The organism is Streptococcus infantis (genome assembly GCF_047465525.1).
Lineage (GTDB): Bacteria > Bacillota > Bacilli > Lactobacillales > Streptococcaceae > Streptococcus > Streptococcus infantis_R.
Genome location: NZ_JASGZS010000001.1, coordinates 113403 through 132381, shown reverse-complemented (window position 1 = coordinate 132381; position 18979 = coordinate 113403). Strand labels below are relative to the sequence as shown.

At 39.3% G+C, this 18979-nt stretch carries 19 protein-coding genes; 6 read left to right on the top strand and 13 right to left on the bottom strand.

All coding sequences use genetic code 11. The features are described 5' to 3' along the window. Positions 1 to 7: 7 nt before the first annotated feature. The 3 genes from udk to QM374_RS00635 all read right to left on the bottom strand — a co-directional run bounded on the left by udk (position 8) and on the right by QM374_RS00635 (position 2771). Entirely contained in the window at positions 8 to 646 is a 639-nt protein-coding gene (udk, locus tag QM374_RS00645; protein ID WP_006151141.1) for a uridine kinase, read from the bottom strand. A 123-nt stretch (positions 647 to 769) separates the two neighbouring features. After that, entirely contained in the window at positions 770 to 2503 is a 1734-nt protein-coding gene (ptsP, locus tag QM374_RS00640; RefSeq protein ID WP_414310583.1) for a phosphoenolpyruvate--protein phosphotransferase, read from the bottom strand. Between the two features lie 4 nt (positions 2504 to 2507). Next, positions 2508 to 2771 carry a phosphocarrier protein HPr gene (locus QM374_RS00635; RefSeq protein WP_000146952.1) on the bottom strand — a complete coding sequence of 88 codons (264 nt, stop codon included), beginning with the start codon at positions 2769 to 2771 and terminating at the stop codon, positions 2508 to 2510. A gap of 363 nt (positions 2772 to 3134) precedes the next feature. Here QM374_RS00635 and nrdH point away from each other — a divergent pair, with 363 nt between their 5' ends. From nrdH to QM374_RS00605, 6 genes are all read left to right on the top strand, one after another. After that, positions 3135 to 3353, top strand: coding sequence for a glutaredoxin-like protein NrdH (nrdH, locus tag QM374_RS00630; protein ID WP_000259242.1), 219 nt, complete (start codon positions 3135 to 3137; stop codon positions 3351 to 3353). A gap of 68 nt (positions 3354 to 3421) precedes the next feature. Next, on the top strand, positions 3422 to 5581 hold the full coding sequence (nrdE, locus tag QM374_RS00625) for a class 1b ribonucleoside-diphosphate reductase subunit alpha (RefSeq protein ID WP_414310582.1): 2160 nt from the start codon (positions 3422 to 3424) through the stop codon (positions 5579 to 5581). A gap of 177 nt (positions 5582 to 5758) precedes the next feature. Then, on the top strand, positions 5759 to 6721 hold the full coding sequence (gene nrdF, locus QM374_RS00620; protein ID WP_049526102.1) for a class 1b ribonucleoside-diphosphate reductase subunit beta: 963 nt from the start codon (positions 5759 to 5761) through the stop codon (positions 6719 to 6721). A gap of 127 nt (positions 6722 to 6848) precedes the next feature. Continuing rightward, the gene (locus QM374_RS00615; RefSeq protein WP_414310581.1) at positions 6849 to 7616 is read left to right on the top strand and encodes a DeoR/GlpR family DNA-binding transcription regulator; all 768 of its coding nucleotides are present in this window, start codon (positions 6849 to 6851) and stop codon (positions 7614 to 7616) included. Positions 7617 to 7888: 272 nt separating this feature from the next. After that, positions 7889 to 10228: a Xaa-Pro dipeptidyl-peptidase gene (locus QM374_RS00610; RefSeq protein WP_414310580.1), complete on the top strand. Its 2340-nt coding sequence runs from the start codon at positions 7889 to 7891 to the stop codon at positions 10226 to 10228. Beyond that, positions 10179 to 10649: an arginine repressor gene (locus QM374_RS00605; protein WP_075231622.1), complete on the top strand. Its 471-nt coding sequence runs from the start codon at positions 10179 to 10181 to the stop codon at positions 10647 to 10649. Before QM374_RS00610 ends, QM374_RS00605 begins: the two co-directional genes overlap by 50 nt. A gap of 35 nt (positions 10650 to 10684) precedes the next feature. Here QM374_RS00605 and QM374_RS00600 read toward each other — a convergent pair whose 3' ends face one another. The 10 genes from QM374_RS00600 to QM374_RS00555 all read right to left on the bottom strand — a co-directional run bounded on the left by QM374_RS00600 (position 10685) and on the right by QM374_RS00555 (position 18936). Continuing rightward, positions 10685 to 10849 carry a hypothetical protein gene (locus QM374_RS00600; protein ID WP_000502583.1) on the bottom strand — a complete coding sequence of 55 codons (165 nt, stop codon included), beginning with the start codon at positions 10847 to 10849 and terminating at the stop codon, positions 10685 to 10687. Positions 10850 to 10858: 9 nt separating this feature from the next. Continuing rightward, positions 10859 to 12169, bottom strand: a complete 1311-nt coding sequence (gene obgE / locus QM374_RS00595) for a GTPase ObgE (protein ID WP_414310579.1) — start codon at positions 12167 to 12169, stop codon at positions 10859 to 10861. A gap of 75 nt (positions 12170 to 12244) precedes the next feature. Beyond that, on the bottom strand, positions 12245 to 12379 hold the full coding sequence (locus tag QM374_RS00590) for a DUF4044 domain-containing protein (protein ID WP_049548929.1): 135 nt from the start codon (positions 12377 to 12379) through the stop codon (positions 12245 to 12247). 30 nt (positions 12380 to 12409) lie between these two features. Next, entirely contained in the window at positions 12410 to 12601 is a 192-nt protein-coding gene (locus QM374_RS00585; protein ID WP_414310578.1) for a PspC domain-containing protein, read from the bottom strand. A gap of 26 nt (positions 12602 to 12627) precedes the next feature. Then, positions 12628 to 13944, bottom strand: coding sequence for a glycosyltransferase family 4 protein (locus QM374_RS00580; protein ID WP_153224709.1), 1317 nt, complete (start codon positions 13942 to 13944; stop codon positions 12628 to 12630). A gap of 8 nt (positions 13945 to 13952) precedes the next feature. Continuing rightward, positions 13953 to 15005, bottom strand: a complete 1053-nt coding sequence (locus tag QM374_RS00575; protein ID WP_414310577.1) for a glycosyltransferase family 4 protein — start codon at positions 15003 to 15005, stop codon at positions 13953 to 13955. A 99-nt stretch (positions 15006 to 15104) separates the two neighbouring features. Next, positions 15105 to 15434 carry a metal-sulfur cluster assembly factor gene (locus QM374_RS00570; RefSeq protein ID WP_000331926.1) on the bottom strand — a complete coding sequence of 110 codons (330 nt, stop codon included), beginning with the start codon at positions 15432 to 15434 and terminating at the stop codon, positions 15105 to 15107. A 17-nt stretch (positions 15435 to 15451) separates the two neighbouring features. Continuing rightward, positions 15452 to 16561, bottom strand: coding sequence for an RNA polymerase sigma factor RpoD (gene rpoD, locus QM374_RS00565; protein ID WP_000201894.1), 1110 nt, complete (start codon positions 16559 to 16561; stop codon positions 15452 to 15454). A gap of 2 nt (positions 16562 to 16563) precedes the next feature. Further along, complete coding sequence (gene dnaG, locus QM374_RS00560) at positions 16564 to 18324, bottom strand: DNA primase (protein WP_414310576.1); 1761 nt, start codon at positions 18322 to 18324, stop codon at positions 16564 to 16566. Between the two features lie 180 nt (positions 18325 to 18504). Next, a complete protein-coding gene (locus QM374_RS00555) occupies positions 18505 to 18936 on the bottom strand; it encodes a hypothetical protein (RefSeq protein WP_414310575.1) in 432 nt (143 codons plus the stop codon). Between the last annotated feature and the right edge of the window lie 43 nt (positions 18937 to 18979).

The following is an 18979-nucleotide window of genomic DNA, read 5'->3' as shown; positions in this document are numbered from 1 at the left end:
CTACTTATTATTGGGCTAGACGTGCTTCTTCTAAAATCTTTTCAATTTTTGTCGTTAGCAAATCGATAGCTACTGTGTTGGTTACTCCTTCTGGAATAACGATATCTGCATAACGCTTTGTTGGCTCAATAAATTGATGATACATGGGTTTTACCACACCAAGATACTGGTCAATAACACTATCCAGGCTGCGACCACGTTCTTCCATATCACGTTTAATACGGCGAATGATACGAACATCATCATCTGTATCTACAAAAATCTTGATATCCATCAAATCACGAAGTCGTTTGTCCTCCAAAACCAGGATTCCTTCAACGATAAAAACATCTTGAGGTTCTTGACGGTAAGTTTTAGAACTTCTGGTGTGGGCAGCATAATCATAGGTAGGAATATCAACTGGACGACCTGCCAACAACTCTTTGATTTGCTCAATCATCAAATCAGTATCAAAAGCAAAAGGATGATCATAGTTGGTCTTGATACGCTCTTCAAAGGTTAGATGAGATTGATCTTTATAGTAGGAATCATGCTCAATCATAGCAATTTTCTCATTTGGAAAATGTGACAAGATTGCTTTAGATACACTTGTCTTTCCTCCTCCAGATCCACCTGTTACTCCGATAATGATTGGTCTATTTTGCATTGTAGCCTCCTTGTTTTTTCCCTTGTCTATTTTACCATATTTTTGATAAATTTTACAGATGGAGTTTTCTAGAAAATAGAAGAAAAATCCTCATAGCTAGAAGCTACAAGGATTTGTAATTGATTAATCGAAGTTAACGTATTCTTTAGAAAGTTCAAGAACTTCTTCCATTGTTGAACATTCAGTAAGAGCACGATTAGCGTATTCTTGCATTTTAGCAGTGTCGAGTTTCTTCATCAAGCTACGTGTACGAAGTACAGATGTTGCTGACATAGAGAACTCATCCAAGCCCATTCCGACAAGAAGTGGAACAGCTGTTTGATCACCAGCCATTTCACCACACATACCAGCCCATTTACCTTCAGCGTGAGCTGCTTTGATAACGTTATTGATCAAACGAAGGATTGATGGGTTGTATGGTTGGTAAAGGTATGAAACTTGTTCGTTCATACGGTCTGCTGCCATTGTGTATTGGATCAAGTCGTTTGTACCAATTGAGAAGAAGTCAACTTCTTTTGCAAATTGGTCTGCAAGCATAGCTGCTGCAGGAATTTCGATCATGATACCAACTTGGATGTCATCCGCAACTGCAACACCTTCAGCAAGAAGGTTAGTTTTTTCTTCATCGAAGACTGCTTTAGCTGCACGGAATTCTTTCAAAAGCGCAACCATCGGGAACATGATACGCAATTGACCGTGTACAGAAGCACGAAGAAGAGCACGGATTTGAGTGCGGAACATTGCATCTCCTGTTTCAGAGATAGAGATACGAAGAGCACGGAATCCAAGGAATGGGTTCATTTCATGTGGCATATCGAAGTAAGGAAGTTCCTTGTCACCACCGATATCCATTGTACGGACAACAACTGGTTTACCGTTCATTCCTTCAAGAACAGCCTTGTATGCTTCGTACTGTTCGTCTTCAGTTGGGAAGTCTTGAGAATCCATGTACAAGAATTCTGTACGGTAAAGACCTACAGCTTCTGCACCGTTGTCATTAACACCTTCAACGTCTTTTGGAGTACCAATGTTTGCTGCCAATTCGAAGTGTTTACCATCAGCAGTAACAGTTTGAGCATCCTTCAAAAGTGCCCATTCAGCTTTTTGTTGAGCGTAAGCTTCACCAGCTGCTTTAAATTCAGCGGCTTGTTCTTCAGTAGGGTTGATAATCACTTCACCTGTAATACCATTAACGGCAAGTAGGTCACCATCTTTAACGATTTCAGTGATATTGTTTGTACCCAAAACTGCAGCGATTTCAAGTGTACGAGCCATGATAGCTGAGTGACTTGTACGACCACCAATGTTTGTTACAAAAGCTTTAACAAAGTTTTTGTCCAATTGAGCTGTATCAGATGGAGTCAAGTCGTGAGCAATCACGATTACTTCTTCATTGATAGAAGCTGGGTTTGGCAATTTTTTACCAAGGAGGTTAGCCAATACACGTTTTGTTACGTCGCGGATATCCGCTGCACGTTCTTGCATGTATGGGTTGTCTTCCATGCCTTCAAAAATTGTGATAAACATGTCTGTAACTTCTTTCAGACCTGCTTCTGCATTCACTTTCTTAGCACGGATAGTTTCTTTGATTTGACCGATCAATTCAGGGTCAGCAAGAACCATCAAGTGGGCGTCAAATACTTGTGCCGCTTCTTCACCAAGCGTACCTACAGCCTTCTCGCGGATAAGAGAAAGCTCGTTTTGAGAAGCTTCAAGAGCAACATCCAAACGAGCCTCTTCTGCATTTGTATCTTCGACTGTAACAGTCTCGAATGATAAATCCGGTTGAACGAGTAGATATGCTTTTGCAACTGCAACACCGTCAGATGCTGCGATTCCTTTAAGCATTTCTGTCATTTCCTTATGCCAATCCTTCTTTTTCCATTGTTTCTGAGATTGCAGCGATAGCGTCATCAGCGTCTGCACCTTCAGCAGTGATTGTAACGTCAGCACCTTGACCAACACCAAGGCTCATTACACCCATGATAGATTTAAGGTTAACTGATTTACCTTTGTACTCAAGAGTGATATCTGAAGCAAATTTGCTAGCAGTTTGTACCAACAATGTTGCTGGACGTGCGTGAATACCTGTTTCTGCCACTACGTGGAAATCTTTAGAAGCCATAGTTTGACTCTCCTTTAATAGTTTTCTTGTTGAGTTACATATCTGATAACCCTTACAATTTAGTATTATATCACCTTCATTGATATTTTTCAAGTATTTTATGGACTTTCTTCAATTTCCTTTCAGATAACTTGCTGAAAATCTTCTATTAAATTTAGCAAAACACAGTATGTAGTTTTTGTCGAGATACCTATAATGAAATCATTGCTTTTTCTGTAATTATTTTTTAATACTACACTATATATTGTGTTTGTTGGTAAAATCAGTAAAATAAGTACACAAGATTTAGTTTTAGAAAGTTGACAAAGTTTTTTTTTCTGATATACTAAGAAAGTAATAATTTTTTAAAGAGGAGTTACAGAAATGGTAACCGTATATTCTAAAAACAACTGTGTTCAATGTAAAATGACGAAACGTTTTTTAGACAGTAATAATGTTGAATATAAAGAAATCAATCTTGATGAACAACCTGAATACATTGATCAAGTAAAAGAGCTTGGCTTTAGTGCTGCTCCTATTATTCAGACACCGACAGAAGTTTTCTCTGGTTTCCAACCAGGTAAACTTAAACAACTTGCTTAAGAATCAGGACAAAAGCTTCTATGTCTACCTTAGAAGCCTTTCTTTTGTAATTAGATAAAGGATTTTTTATGGGATTAAAACAACTTGAAGATGTGACTTACTTCCGTCTTAATAATGAAATTAACCGTCCTGTGAATGGACAAATCATGCTTCACAAAGACAAGGAAGCTTTAGAAGCCTTCTTTAAAGAAAATGTTGTACCAAATACAATGGTTTTTAACTCAATTACGGATAAAATCAACTTCCTCATTGAGCATAACTACATTGAGACAGCATTTATCAAGAAATACCGTCCAGAATTTTTGGAAGAACTACACCATTTTATCAAGGATCAAAACTTCCAGTTTAAGTCTTTCATGGCTGCCTATAAATTCTATAATCAGTATGCTCTGAAAACTAATGACGGAGAGTACTATCTTGAAAGCATGGAAGACCGTGTCTTCTTTAATGCCCTTTACTTCGCGGATGGTGATGAAGCGATTGCTATTGATATCGCTAATGAAATCATTCACCAACGTTATCAACCTGCTACTCCTTCTTTCTTGAATGCAGGTCGTGCTCGTCGTGGTGAGTTGGTATCTTGCTTCTTAATCCAGGTAACAGATGATATGAACTCTATCGGACGTTCTATCAACTCTGCTCTTCAACTTTCACGTATCGGTGGTGGTGTGGGAATTTCCCTCAGCAACCTTCGTGAAGCTGGAGCTCCTATCAAAGGATATGAGGGTGCTGCTTCTGGTGTCGTACCAGTTATGAAGCTTTTCGAAGACAGCTTCTCTTACTCTAACCAACTCGGTCAACGTCAAGGTGCTGGGGTTGTTTACCTTAACGTCTTCCACCCAGATATCATCGCCTTCCTTTCAACTAAGAAGGAAAACGCCGATGAAAAAGTGCGTGTCAAGACTCTCTCACTTGGTGTTGTGGTACCAGATAAATTCTACGAATTGGCTCGCAAAAATGAAGAAATGTACCTCTTCAGCCCTTACTCTGTAGAGCTTGAATACGGTGTGCCATTCAACTACATCGACATCACTGAAAAATACGATGAACTAGTTGCAAATCCAAACATCCGTAAGACAAAAATCAAGGCGCGTGATTTGGAAACTGAAATTTCTAAATTGCAACAGGAATCTGGCTATCCTTATGTAGTCAACATCGATACTGCTAACCGTGCAAATCCTGTCGATGGTAAGATCATCATGAGTAACTTGTGTTCAGAGATTCTTCAAGTTCAAGAGCCAAGTCTTATCAACGATGCTCAAGAATTCCTTAAAATGGGGACTGACGTTTCATGTAACCTTGGTTCAACAAACGTGGTCAACATGATGACTTCACCTGACTTTGGTCGCTCCATCCGTGCTATGGTTCGTGCCCTTACTTTCGTTACAGATAGTTCACACATCGTCGCTGTTCCTACTATCGACCACGGAAACAGCCAAGCTCATACATTTGGACTTGGAGCTATGGGACTTCACAGCTATCTTGCTCAACAATTGATCGAATACGGATCACCTGAGTCTGTTGAATTTACAAGCATCTACTTTATGCTTATGAACTACTGGACCTTGGTTGAGTCAAACAATATCGCACGTGAACGTGGTGTTACCTTCCACAACTTTGACAAATCAGACTATGCTAACGGAAGCTATTTTGATAAGTATTTAACTGGCGAATTCCTTCCGAAATCAGACCGTGTTAAAGAGCTCTTCAAAGATATCTTTATTCCTACTGCTGCTGACTGGGCTGAACTTCGTGATAAAGTTAAAGCAGATGGACTTTACCACCAAAACCGACTTGCTGTAGCGCCAAATGGTTCTATCAGCTACATCAACGATGTTTCTGCCTCTATTCACCCAATTACGCAACGTATCGAAGAACGTCAAGAGAAGAAAATTGGTAAGATCTACTATCCTGCTGCTGGTTTGTCAACAGAAACAATTCCTTACTACACTTCCGCTTATGACATGGATATGCGTAAGGTAATTGATGTTTATGCTGCTGCGACTGAGCACGTGGACCAAGGACTTTCACTCACACTCTTCATGCGTAGTGATATTCCAACAGGCCTTTACGAATGGAAGAAAGAAAACAAACAAACGACACGTGACTTGTCTATCCTTCGTAACTATGCCTTCAACAAAGGTATCAAGTCTATCTACTACGTCCGTACCTTTACAGATGATGGTGGAGAAGTCGGTGCTAACCAATGCGAGAGCTGTGTGATTTAATTCAACTCTCAAAAAATTACATTTACTTAATCCATTAAACGAAACGTATTTTGCTGATAGAATCATGTAAGAACATAAAAGTCGGGCTACCGACTTTTTGTTCGATTATAGCATAGAATTATGATAAAATAAGAATGATTATGTTATCGCATTACTACACACAGAAAGAGATTTCAAATGAAAACTTACTACAAAGCCATTAACTGGAATGCCATCGAAGATGTCATTGACAAATCAACCTGGGAAAAGCTGACTGAGCAGTTCTGGCTTGATACGCGTATCCCTTTGTCAAATGACCTAGACGACTGGAGAAAGCTTTCTAACAAGGAAAAAGACCTTGTTGGTAAAGTTTTTGGAGGTTTGACCCTTCTTGATACCATGCAATCAGAAACTGGTGTTCAAGCCCTTCGTGCTGATATTCGTACGCCTCACGAGGAAGCTGTTTTTAACAATATCCAATTTATGGAATCTGTTCATGCTAAGTCTTACTCTTCTATCTTTTCTACCTTGAATACTAAGTCAGAAATCGAAGAGATTTTCGAATGGACCAACACCAATCCATATCTTCAGAAAAAAGCTGAGATTATCAATGAAATCTACCTAAACGGAACTCCTCTTGAAAAGAAAGTAGCGAGTGTCTTCCTTGAAACCTTCCTTTTCTACTCTGGTTTCTTTACTCCACTCTACTATCTTGGAAACAACAAGTTGGCCAACGTGGCAGAAATTATCAAATTGATTATTCGTGATGAATCAGTTCATGGAACCTACATCGGCTACAAATTCCAACTTGGTTTCAATGAATTGCCAGAAGATGAGCAAGAAAAACTCAAAGAATGGATGTACGACCTTCTCTATACTCTTTATGAGAATGAAGAAGGCTACACAGAGAGCCTCTATGACGAAGTCGGATGGACTGAAGAGGTTAAAACCTTCCTTCGCTACAATGCAAATAAAGCCCTTATGAACTTGGGGCAAGATCCTCTCTTCCCTGACTCAGCTGACGATGTCAACCCGATCGTTATGAACGGGATTTCAACTGGTACATCAAACCACGACTTCTTCTCTCAAGTTGGTAATGGCTATCTACTTGGTGAAGTTGAAGCTATGCAGGATGATGACTATAACTATGGACTAAATTAATACCTAACCTAAAAAACATCTAAGTTTAATTACAAACTAGATGTTTTTTTTTGTTTATTTTTGTTTTCTTTAAGTTGCTTAGCTGTTTAAAATATGATAAAATAATATTAGATTTGGGGGTGGTTCAATGCTGAAGCAAGAAAAATTAGATACTATTTTAGACATTGTTAATACAAAAGGAACTATCACTGTTAAAGAGATTATGAATCGCCTTGATATTTCCGATATGACAGCTAGACGATATTTACAAGAGTTAGCGGATAAGGATTTGCTGGTTCGAGTTCATGGAGGAGCTGAGAAACTTCGAACAGGTTCCTTATTAAACAATGAGCGTTCTAACGTTGAAAAACAAGGGCTACAAACAGCAGAAAAACAAGAAATTGCTCGCTTTGCAGGTCACTTAGTTGAAGAAAGAGAAACTATTTTCATTGGTCCAGGTACCACATTAGAATTCTTTGCGCGTGAACTTCCTATCGATAACATTCGTGTTGTTACTAATAGTTTGCCTGTATTTCTCATTCTAAATGAGCGTAAGCTAACTGATCTCATTCTAATCGGTGGTAATTATCGTTCAATTACAGGAGCTTTTGTCGGTACTCTAACCCTTCAAGATATCGCTAGTTTGCAATTTTCAAAAGCCTTCGTTAGTTGTAATGGTATCAAGGATCATGCTATCGCTACTTTTAGTGAAGACGAAGGTGAAGCACAGAAATTAGCACTAGAAAACGCCAATAAAAAATATCTCCTAGCTGACCATAGCAAATTTGATAAATTTGATTTCTTTACATTTTACAATATCTCAGATATCGACAACATTATCACTGATTCAAAATTAAATGACCAAACACTCCAATCACTGTCTAAACAAACTAAAATTATCAAGTCAAAACCTTAAACTCTACAACTAGTCACAGAATTTAGTAGCTACTACTAATTCCATGGCTAGTTTTTTATTTTATATTAAGCGTGCAATCTAAAATATTTCAATTATTTTTCAAATCTATGATTTCTGTATTTTTAATTTAATAGATTCCTCGAATCTGTCTTTTTATATTCCATTTCACGAAGTCATCCTTTTTAGTTTATTATAACAGTTGCTTGTATTTTCTATCATTTTCCCTACTTTTTTGATAAAATAAATTTAATGATTCTTCAAAGGAGGCATCTATGCGTTTTAATCAATTCAGTTACTATCCTGTAAACCAGCAAGAAGCTTTACAGGAATTATCCAGCCTTGGATTCAAGCTTGACCAATCAAATTCTGCGAAAGAACTATTTGAAGCTTTTGTTAGAACTTGCTTTTTCAATTACAAAAATACGGATTATCCCCTCTCAACTTTAGCGGTTGATAATGAAACTGATCTGCTCACTTTCTTCAATTCTGATCGTGAATTAACTGCAGAAATTTTCTATACTGTTGCCTTTCAGTTGCTTGGTTTCAGTTACTTAACGGACTTTGAAGATGGTCTTATTTTTCACAAAGAAACGGCATTCCCTATTGCTTACGGAGATTTGATTGACAATCTCTATCAACTCCTTAACACGCGCACTAAAAAGGGAAATACCTTGATCGATCAATTGGTTAGCGATGGTCTTATCCCTGAGGACAATGATTACCACTACTTCAATGGAAAGAGTTTGGCAACCTTCTCTGCAAACAATGCTATTCGGGAAGTTGTTTATGTGGAAAGTCGTATTGATTCTGATAATGATGGTCTACCTGACCTCGTCAAAGTCAACATCATCCGTCCGTCTTACCATGGCAAAATTCCAGCTGTTATGACGGCAAGTCCATACCACCAGGGAACTAATGACAAGGCTAGTGATAAGGCCCTCTACAAAATGGAAGGTGAATTAGCAGTCAAAGAACCTCACGAGATTAGCTTAGAAGAACCAAGTATTAGTTTTGTTGAACCAGTTGGCCAAGCAGAACTCGTTCCAGAAGCTGAAGAAAAACTGACTCATATCAATAGCAGCTACACACTTAACGACTACTTCCTTCCAAGAGGATTTGCAAATATCTACGTATCTGGTCTTGGTACCAAGGATTCTCAAGGTCAGATGACTAATGGTGACTACCGACAAGTTGAAGCCTATAAAAATGTCATTGATTGGCTCAATGGTCGTTGCCGTGCCTTCACAGACCATAGTCGTGAACGTCAGGTCAAGGCTGACTGGTCAAATGGAAAAGTTACAACTACTGGTCTTTCTTATCTAGGAACAATGTCTAATGGTCTTGCTACTACAGGAGTTGATGGTTTAGAGGTCATCATTGCTGAAGCCGGTATTTCTTCTTGGTACAACTATTACCGAGAAAATGGTCTGGTAACAAGCCCTGGTGGTTATCCAGGGGAGGACTTCGATTCATTAGATGAATTAACTTATTCTCGTAATCTCTTAGCTGGTGACTATATTCGCGGAAACGAAGCTCATAAAGATTCTGTAGAAGAACTGAAGAAAAATCTAGACCGTAAAACTGGTGATTATAACCAATTTTGGCATGACAGAAACTACCTACTCAATGCTAAAAAAGTTAAGGCTGAAGTTGTCTTTACCCACGGTTCGCAAGACTGGAATGTAAAACCACTTCATGTCTATCAAATGTTCAATGCTCTTCCAAGCAATATTAAGAAACATCTCTTTTATCATAACGGTGCCCATGTTTATATGAACAACTGGCAGTCTATTGATTTCCGTGAATCCATGAATGCTCTTTTGACGCAGAAATTATTGGACCAAGAAACTGACTACCAACTTCCAAGAGTCGTTTGGCAAGACAATACTGCTCCTCAAACCTGGATGACTCTTGAAGATTTTGGAAATCAAAGTGACCATAAAACTTTCTCTTTAGGTACTGAAGAAGCTGTCATTGAAAATCATTACCAAGAATCAGACTTTGAACGTTTTGGAAAGACCTACCAAACCTTTAACAATGAACTCTATCAAGGGAAAGTCAATCAGGTAACTATTGATCTGCCAGTGACAGAAGACCTTCATCTCAACGGTCGTGTTAAACTAAACCTCCGTCTCAAATCAAGTACCAATAAAGGCTTACTTTCTGCTCAACTTCTCGAACTTGGTCAAAAGAAATACCTACAACCGTATCCAGGAGTCTTGTCTGCTCGTACCATTGATAATGGTCGTTACCATATGCTGGAAAACCTTTGCGAGCTACCATTTATCCCAAATGCTCAACGTGTTATCACCAAAGGCTATCTCAATCTTCAAAATCGTCATGATTTATTGAAAATTGAAGAAATTAAGCCAGATGAATGGTTGGAATTTCAATTTGAACTCCAACCAACTATTTACAAACTAAAAGAAGGCGATACAGTACGTCTCGTTCTTTACACAACAGACTTTGAGATTACTGTACGTGACAATACAGACTATCACTTGACTGTCGATCTTGAACAGTCCAATCTTGAGATACCTTTTCAAAGGGAGGTAACTGTAGATGAACAAAGCCGAGCAAAGACACCAGCTCATCCGAGCCCTAATCACTAAACAAAAAATTCATACCCAAACTGAATTACAAGAACTACTGATTGAAAACGGAGTACAGGTCACACAAGCAACACTTTCAAGAGACATCAATCTGATGAATCTTTCTAAGATTCGTGAAGGTGAGCACTCCTATTATTCAATCAACACTGACTCTACATCCAAGTGGGAAAAACGGCTAGAAGTCTATATGGAAGAAGCACTCTACATGATGCAACCCGTCCAACACCAGGTTGTTATCAAAACCTATCCAGGTTTGGCACAATCTTTCGGATCTATCTTGGATGCGCTAAACTTTCCTGAAATAGTGGCTACTATCTGTGGAAATGATGTCTGTTTGGTTATCTGCGAGGATAAGGAACAAGCTCAATCTTGCTTTGAACGCCTCAAACAATTTGCACCACCTCTATTTTTTGATCGGTAACAAAAACCCGTGATGGCTATCATCACGGGTTAATTTTATGATTTGCTATTTTCAGCTTGCTTTTTAGTTCTTGCAAGTCTCAAAGCTCTATTTGGATTGAGGCGATTAAACAGTTCTTCTAATTTCTTCTCATTCCAGACATCTGCTGCAGAAACAAAATTTCCATCAGCATCACGGAAAGATATCGGTTTATCTCCCATAGCTATCTCCTAGTCCACAAATTCAAACTCAAACTTACCGATACGAACCAAATCTCCATCCTTGGCGCCACGGGCACGGAGAGCTTCATCGACTCCCATACCTCGCAACTGACGAGCAAATTTCATGACAGACTCATCACGGTCAAAGTTAGTCATGTTAAAGAGTTTGATGAGTTTTTCACCTGAAAGTACCCAAGTTGCATCATCATCACGACTAATTTTAAATGGTTTTTCTTCTTCATCAAAGCCATAATAAACTTCTTCTTCCATTTCTGACTCATCATAAAGAAGGAATTCTGGGGTCTTATCAAGAAGTTCAGCCGTTGCGTCCAATAAAGGTGCTAAACCTTGTTTGGTCAAACCTGATATTGGGAAGATTGCTGGTAATTCCTCGAACTCATCAAAGTTAGTTGCCAATTTTTTCTTGAATTCTTCAAGGTTTTCCTGACTTTCTGGCATATCCATCTTATTAGCAACAATGATTTGGGGACGTTCCATGAGACGAAGGTTGTAAGATTCCAACTCTTTGTTAATAGCTAGATAATCTTCGTAAGGATCGCGACCTTCACTGGCTGACATATCGATGATGTGAAGGATAACGCGAGTACGCTCAATATGGCGAAGGAACTGAGTTCCCAAACCCACGCCTTGACTAGCACCTTCAATCAATCCAGGGAGGTCTGCCACTGCAAAGGACTCGCCTGACTGGGTACGGACCATACCAAGATTTGGTACAATCGTGGTAAAGTGGTAGGCACCAATTTTAGGTTTTGCAGAGGTAATTACGCTGAGCAAAGTTGATTTTCCAACTGAAGGGAATCCAACCAAACCAACATCAGCAAGAATTTTAAGTTCTAACTGTAATTCGCGCTCCTGACCAGGTTCTCCATTCTCAGAGATCTCTGGAGCAGGATTTTTTGGTGTCGCAAAACGGATATTCCCACGGCCACCTCGACCACCGTGAGCAACGATAAACTCTTGGCCGTGCTCAATCAAGTCAGTGATAACTTTTCCAGTTTCTGCATCACGCACAGTTGTTCCCTGCGGTACTCGAACAATCAAGTCTTCTGCACCGCGTCCGTGCATTCCTTTGGTCATCCCTTTTTCACCCGATTGGGCTTTGAAATGACGATTGTAACGGAAGTCCATCAGGGTACGTAAACCTTCATCTACAACAAAGACAACGTTCCCTCCACGACCTCCATCACCTCCCCATGGACCGCCATTAGGGACGTATTTTTCACGGCGAAAGGCAACCATCCCATCGCCACCATTTCCAGCCTTGACCTTAATCTTGGCTGTATCTAAAAACATACTCATATTCTTTTCTCACTCTAAAAAGGGCTGGGAAATCCCAGTCACCAACTATTACTACTTGCTAGAAAATCTAGCATTTTAAAATCTGCTAAATACACCAATGGCTGTAGCAAAGATACCTGCTAAGGTTACAAACAACATAATCAAAACGACGAATAGTGTCAATTTCTCAAAAAATGTTTTTTTACGTTTTCCATTATCACCAAATGCCATTATTTTCTCCTTTTCTATAATTCCCTATTTTTAATATTCTTCCGAAATTGGAGCAATTGCCCACAAGATCAAGTAAGCAATAAGTCCACTACCATAACAAAAAGCTAGAACTCCCCAGATTACACGTACAATTGTAGGATCAATATCAAAATAATTAGCTAAACCAGCGCATACTCCACCAATTTTTTGATCTCGACTGCTTCTCATAAATTTCTTTTTCATTTCTTCATTTCCTTTCTTCGATGATCTTAGTCATTCCAATAATCTCTCAAATCATTCAACTGTTTCTTAGATGCCTTTAACATTCGTTTAGAACTTTTGACTGGAACTGAAACTGCCTGTTGTGGTATATAAAATACTGTCTTTAAAATACGTTTCGTAACAGGTTCATCTGCAGTCAATTCTTTTTCAAAATTGTTTGAGATGATAGCATCCAAATAAAACTCATGGACTCTCTTAGCAAAATTCTCAGCTGAAATTTCATACAATTTTTCAGCCAAAAGTTTCTCATCCATCTTTGGAGTTGCAATTAAAGCTTCTAAAATAGCCCCTGCTAGATCTCTCTCTTCATAATAAAGCGTTCCAAACATTTTATGATTGATGAGGTTATCAAGATAGGGATTTCCATGAGCTATAATTGGTGTCTTGCTAGCCAAACTTTCTAGATAGGTTAACCCCTGAGTCTCACTTGTAGAAGCTGAAATGAAGAAGTCAGCAGCCTTATAGTAAAGTGCTGTCTCACTCGGAGCGATCATACCTGTAAAGATAACAGAATCCTGAATTTGCAAATCTCCTGCTTGCTCCTTGAGGTTTTCCAGATAAGGCCCATCACCAGCAACGACTAATTTCACCTTTTGTTCTTCTTTTAGAACCTCTGCAAATGCAGCTAGTACCGCCTGAATATTCTTCTCGTAAGACACACGCGAAAGGCTAAGAAGCATTTTTTCATCTTCCTTAATACCTAGTTTAACCCGTAAGTCTGCGATATGTTCTGGTCCAATCTCTGGTCGTTCAAACTTGGCTAGCTCAATCCCTGTAGGAATAACACGCTTTTCAACTTTTACCTTATAGTCAGATAAAAGGTCACGCACAATTTCACTCGGACAAATCACACCATCAACATCATGAAGGAAGCCTCTTACAAGATACCTGACCATACCTGGACGAATCAACATCCCCTTAGCGATATAGTGGACATAATCCTCGTACTGGGTATGATAGGTATGAATAACAGGGATTTTCAACTCACGCGCTATCCAAATCCCTAATAAACCAAGAGAAAATTCGGTCTGCGTATGAATAATATCCAGCTTGTATTGCTTTGCTATCTCAAGAGCTTTTGTAAATCCACGATAGGCGAAACGACGATCCTTAAAGGCAAAGAAAGGAACACTAGGGATACGGATAATCTGCCAGTCTTCATAACGATTAACATCCTTGTCTGTTGTTGTAAAGATAAAGACGGCATGTCCTTGCTTTTCAAGTTCTGTTTTTAAGGTTCGAATACTGGTCGCAACACCCGAGACCTGCGGGAAATAAGTATCTGTAAATAATCCAATTCGCATATACTACCTCATTTTTTTCCTAAAGCTGCTTGCTCCCGATAAAATTTTAGCCAGATTTCAAGAAGATGCTCTTCGGAGTATTCTTTTGAAATGGCCTTAGCCTTTTCTTTCAACTCTTTCAATGCTTCTGGATGCTCTCGGTATTCCAAGATAGCCTCTTTCATCTCTTCTACATCACTTGTTGGTCTGTAATTTCCTTCAAGAATGACCTTGTAAAGATCTAGATCACGAAGCATAATGGGTGCTTCACAACTCGCAGCCTCTAAAATAGTCATTGGAAAGAGCTCGTTATAACTTGGAAGCAAGAAAAGATCAGCCAAGGCATAGAATTCTCTCATCCTTTCTGGATCAACAATCCCTGGGAAAATTAGATTTTCAGGAGGGTTATCCATAATCTTTTTATAGCGTTCATAACCATCGGTTATTCCCCCAAAAGAGAAGCCACCAGCCCAAATAAAAGTGATATCAGGTAATTCCTCAGCTAGAGTGATAAAGTCATCGATTCCTTTACGCTTCTGAACCTGACCTGCACCAACGACTACAAACTGATTCTCATCAATTCCCATATCTTTACGAAGTTGTTCAACTTGCTCTATAGGAAGTGGATGCCATTTTTCTTTGTTAACAAAGTTAGGAATATAGGTCACTTTTTCACGTGGAATTCCAGCAGCAACCAAATCCTCAATGAAGGTAGGATTGACCACTACCAGATGCTCCATACGGTCATAAAAAGAAAACACATAGCGTTTGACAATCCCCTTTAAGAAGAATGGAATCTTCAAACTACCTTCCAAGGTATCCGGTAAGAAGTGAACATAGCCAATCTTACGACCAGAACGTTTTTTCTGAAAGGTCGAGAGATAATAAGGGAAATCAATCGTATGAAAATGAGTAACATCCGCTTCGATTGGAAGATTTTCTGTTACGATCAGTTGGTCTTTCGCATCTCGTTTTAAAAGCTGCACCAGTTCACGATAAGCGCCAGACACACCTTGGCCTGCCACTTTTTCACTTGAACTTAGCATGTTGATGCGTAATTTCTCTTTTTCCATAGTAACCATTATACCATTTTCTTCAAATAAAATCAGCAAATAAAAAGAGAGATAGCATAAAAGCTGGGAATTCCTGGCGTCTACACTATTTCTCTTTTCATAATATACTTACTTGATACCTAAAGCGATACGAGCGTAACGGCTCATTTTCTCAACTGTCCAAGCTGGATACCATACTAATTTGACTTCAACGTTAGTAACTTCTGGAACATCTGTCATAGCATCATAGATTTGGTCAGTTAAAAGATCTGCCAAGGGACAACCCATGGTTGTCAAGGTCATATCAATTTCAGTCTCACCTGTATCGCCATCAAAACGAATCTCGTAGATCAAGCCTAGATTGACAATATCAATCCCTAATTCTGGGTCAATCACTTCTTCTAAGGCTGTCAAAATACGTGTTTTGATATTTTCAATTTGCTCTTCTGTATAAGCCATCTTCACTCTCCCTCAACTTAATCTTCAATGAAATCACGAAGTGGTTTGCTTCGACTTGGCTGGCGAAGTTTTCTCAAAGCTTTGGCCTCAATCTGACGGATACGTTCACGAGTCACGTTAAAGACTTTACCAACATCTTCCAAGGTACGCATTTTCCCATCATCAAGACCAAAACGGAGACGCAAGACATTTTCTTCACGATCTGTAAGAGTATCCAAGACTTCATCCAACTGCTCACGCAAAACGATGCGAGTTGTATAGTCCACTGGATTTTCAATCACTTCGTCCTCGATAAAGTCACCAAGATGGCTATCGTCCTCTTCACCGATAGGTGTTTCAAGAGAAACAGGTTCTTGGGCAATCTTGAGAATTTCACGGACCTTATCAGGTGTCATATCCATGCGTTCGGCGATTTGTTCAGGAGTTGGATCTTGTCCCAATTCTTGAAGAAGATTACGTTGTTCACGAACAAGCTTGTTAATGGTTTCCACCATGTGAACTGGGATACGGATGGTACGAGCTTGGTCAGCAATTGCACGAGTAATAGCCTGACGAATCCACCAAGTCGCATAAGTTGAGAATTTGAACCCTTTAGAGTAGTCAAATTTATCAACGGCCTTCATCAAGCCCATGTTTCCTTCTTGGATCAAGTCAAGGAACTGCATTCCACGTCCAACATAACGTTTAGCGATAGATACTACCAAACGAAGGTTAGCTTCTGCAAGGCGTTGTTTAGCTTCGATATCACCCGCTTCAACAGCAAGAGCTAATTCTTTTTCCTCTTCATTTGTAAGAAGAGGTACAACCCCGATTTCTTTCAAATACATACGGACTGGGTCATTGACCTTAGCTGAGGTTGAACCGATCAAATCTTCATCAGTCAACTCTGGTTCTTCCTCAGTGCTCAAAACACGCGCACTTGGATTTCCTTCGTTGTCAGTAATTGAGATACCAGCATCTTGAATGCGTTGCAAAAGATTCTCAATACCTTCCACATCTAAAGTGAAGGGAATTACGAGGGCGTTATTGATTTCATCATCAGTTGCTGTACCAGTCTTTTTATGATTGCGAATAAATTCCGCTACTTGGACGTCAAAGGTTGTTACTTCTTTTTGTTTTGTTGCCATTCTTACTCCATTCTTCTTTTTTGGGCAATTAAGCGTTCTAGCTCTTCTAATGCGGTGTCTGTATCACCGACATGGCTAGCTTCCTGAACTTTCTTTTTAATTTGCAGATTTTCCTGATTCAAAAGAGCTCTTTTTCGAGACTCTTCCACTTCAGCTAACTCGTGAGGGGACATCTCAGGTGGCAAATCTAAGGCTAGGACTTGATACCAAGCACTCTCCACTTCTCTGGTCTGATGAGCCAAATCCTCAGACGAGATACTTCCATTATCAATCAGGAGTCCATACAAGGTCTGAAACTCTGGTGTTTCAAAGATAAAGTCATCTCTTAAGCGGTAGTCATTGAGCACCAAAGGATGTTCCATCATTCGGTAGAGGATATGAGCCTCCGCTCTCATCACTGCTGTCAGCTGCTTGGAGACAGACATAGTGATAGGACTAGGACTATAGGTCTCCTTGACCTTCTCCTTTCTCTGTCTAACACGACTTTCATTGACAATATGTTCGACTTGCTGATAGTCAAAAGATGGCAAGTGATCCGTCAAAATGTGAATGTAGGAATTCTGAGCTGTGATAGAGGGTTCCTTGGCGATTAAGGGAGCAATTTTCTCTATAAATTCAATTTGAGCTTGTAGATTTTCACTGTTTTCCGGTCTGAAATGATGGATGTAAAACTCAACAGGACTAATGCGTGTATTGGTTAAGAGATAAGCCAAGTCTTGAGGAGAGTTTTTCTGCAAATATTCATCCGGATCCATCGCGTCAGGAATCTGGACTACTTGGACAGGTATATCTTTAAGCTCGTCCAAGGCTTTAGCCGTCGCAGCTTGTCCAGCCTTATCTCCGTCATAGGTGACGATCACTTTTTTGGTAAAGCGTTTCAGATGCTCCACATGTTCACTCGTCAGTGCGGTACCCATAGAAGCAACTGCATTTTCAATACCAGCACGATAAGCCGCAATGACATCCATAAACCCTTCCATCAGGTAGATTTCAGGAGCCTTGCCCGATCCTTTTTTTACCCTCTCCAAATGATATAATTCGTAACTTTTGTTAAAAATTGCCGTCGCTCGACTATTTTTATACTTTCCAGTTTGAGAATCAGTCTCTTGCCATACACGACCAGAAAAGGCAATCACCTTTCCTTGATCATTTGAAAGAGGAAACATAATGCGATTATGAAAGGTATCAAAGAATTGGTTACTCTCAGATAGATAAAACAAACCTGAATCCAGCAAGTCCTTCTCACTATAATCATCGGCTAAACGCTGATAAAGATAAGATCGTTCTGCTGGAGCCAAACCAATCATAAAATGCTTGAGAACATCATCTGTTAAGCCACGTTTATAGAGATAGTTTCTAGCCTCTTCACCCATCTTCGTTGTCATGAGGATGGCATGATAAAACCGTGCAGCCTTGTCATGCATATCGTAGAGATTTTGATGGGGCGACCTAGGCTGTACAGAACCTTGAACAGGCGCTGCCATCTGAATCCCAAGTCTCTCAGCTAATATCCTCACCGCATCCGAAAAGGTTACCTGCTGATACTCCTCGATAAACTTAAAAACATCTCCAGAACGACCACATCCAAAACAGTGGTAAAACTGCTTATCCTCGACCACGTTAAAGGAAGGGGTCTTTTCACCATGAAAAGGACAGAGCCCTAAAAAGTTCCGTCCAGATTTTTGTAAAGAAATCACTTCTCCTATGATTTCGACAATATTGGTATTGTTTTTGATCTCTTCGATGAGTCTCTTGTCAACCATAGACAATACCTCCATTTTATCACAGTTTACTCTAACTAGTATAGCTTATTTCTGAAAAAAAGTAAACCATTTCATACACTTTACATGAGACTATTTCATAAGTTTCCAGCTATTATGAAAAAGTGAATCTTTTGAGCAAACCATTCTAATATTTGAAAGAAAAATAGAAAAAATTAAAGACTATTTCACCTGATTTTTGAGATTATTTTTCAATATCCTGCTAATATACTGACCATCTTTTCTACTGATACAAGCTGTTGCATAAGTCAATGGTGCTTTGTATACCTCTCCTCTATATGATGGATCAGTCAAGACAGGCATAGAATAATAGGCGTTCTTTTTATTTTTAAGGTCAATAAACCATTTTCCTCCTAGGTGTTTGCGGAAGGTTTCGCCGATATAAACTGTCAAATAATCCAACATCTTGCGGTCTGCTATCAAAGCATGGTGGTCATCGTAGTGAGCCAAGATCCAAGCCTCCAAATCATCCAAAGACTGCATGCTATAGTCTAAATGAAGGCCTTGTTCCTCAGCAAACTCCCTAGTAAAATAGTCCATCTTAAATCCAATTTGAAAAATCCATTCTTGAAAATCTTCTTGTGTGTAAGCCATATTTTTATCTCCTTACTTTTATCAATGTTTAAGATTCTTATAC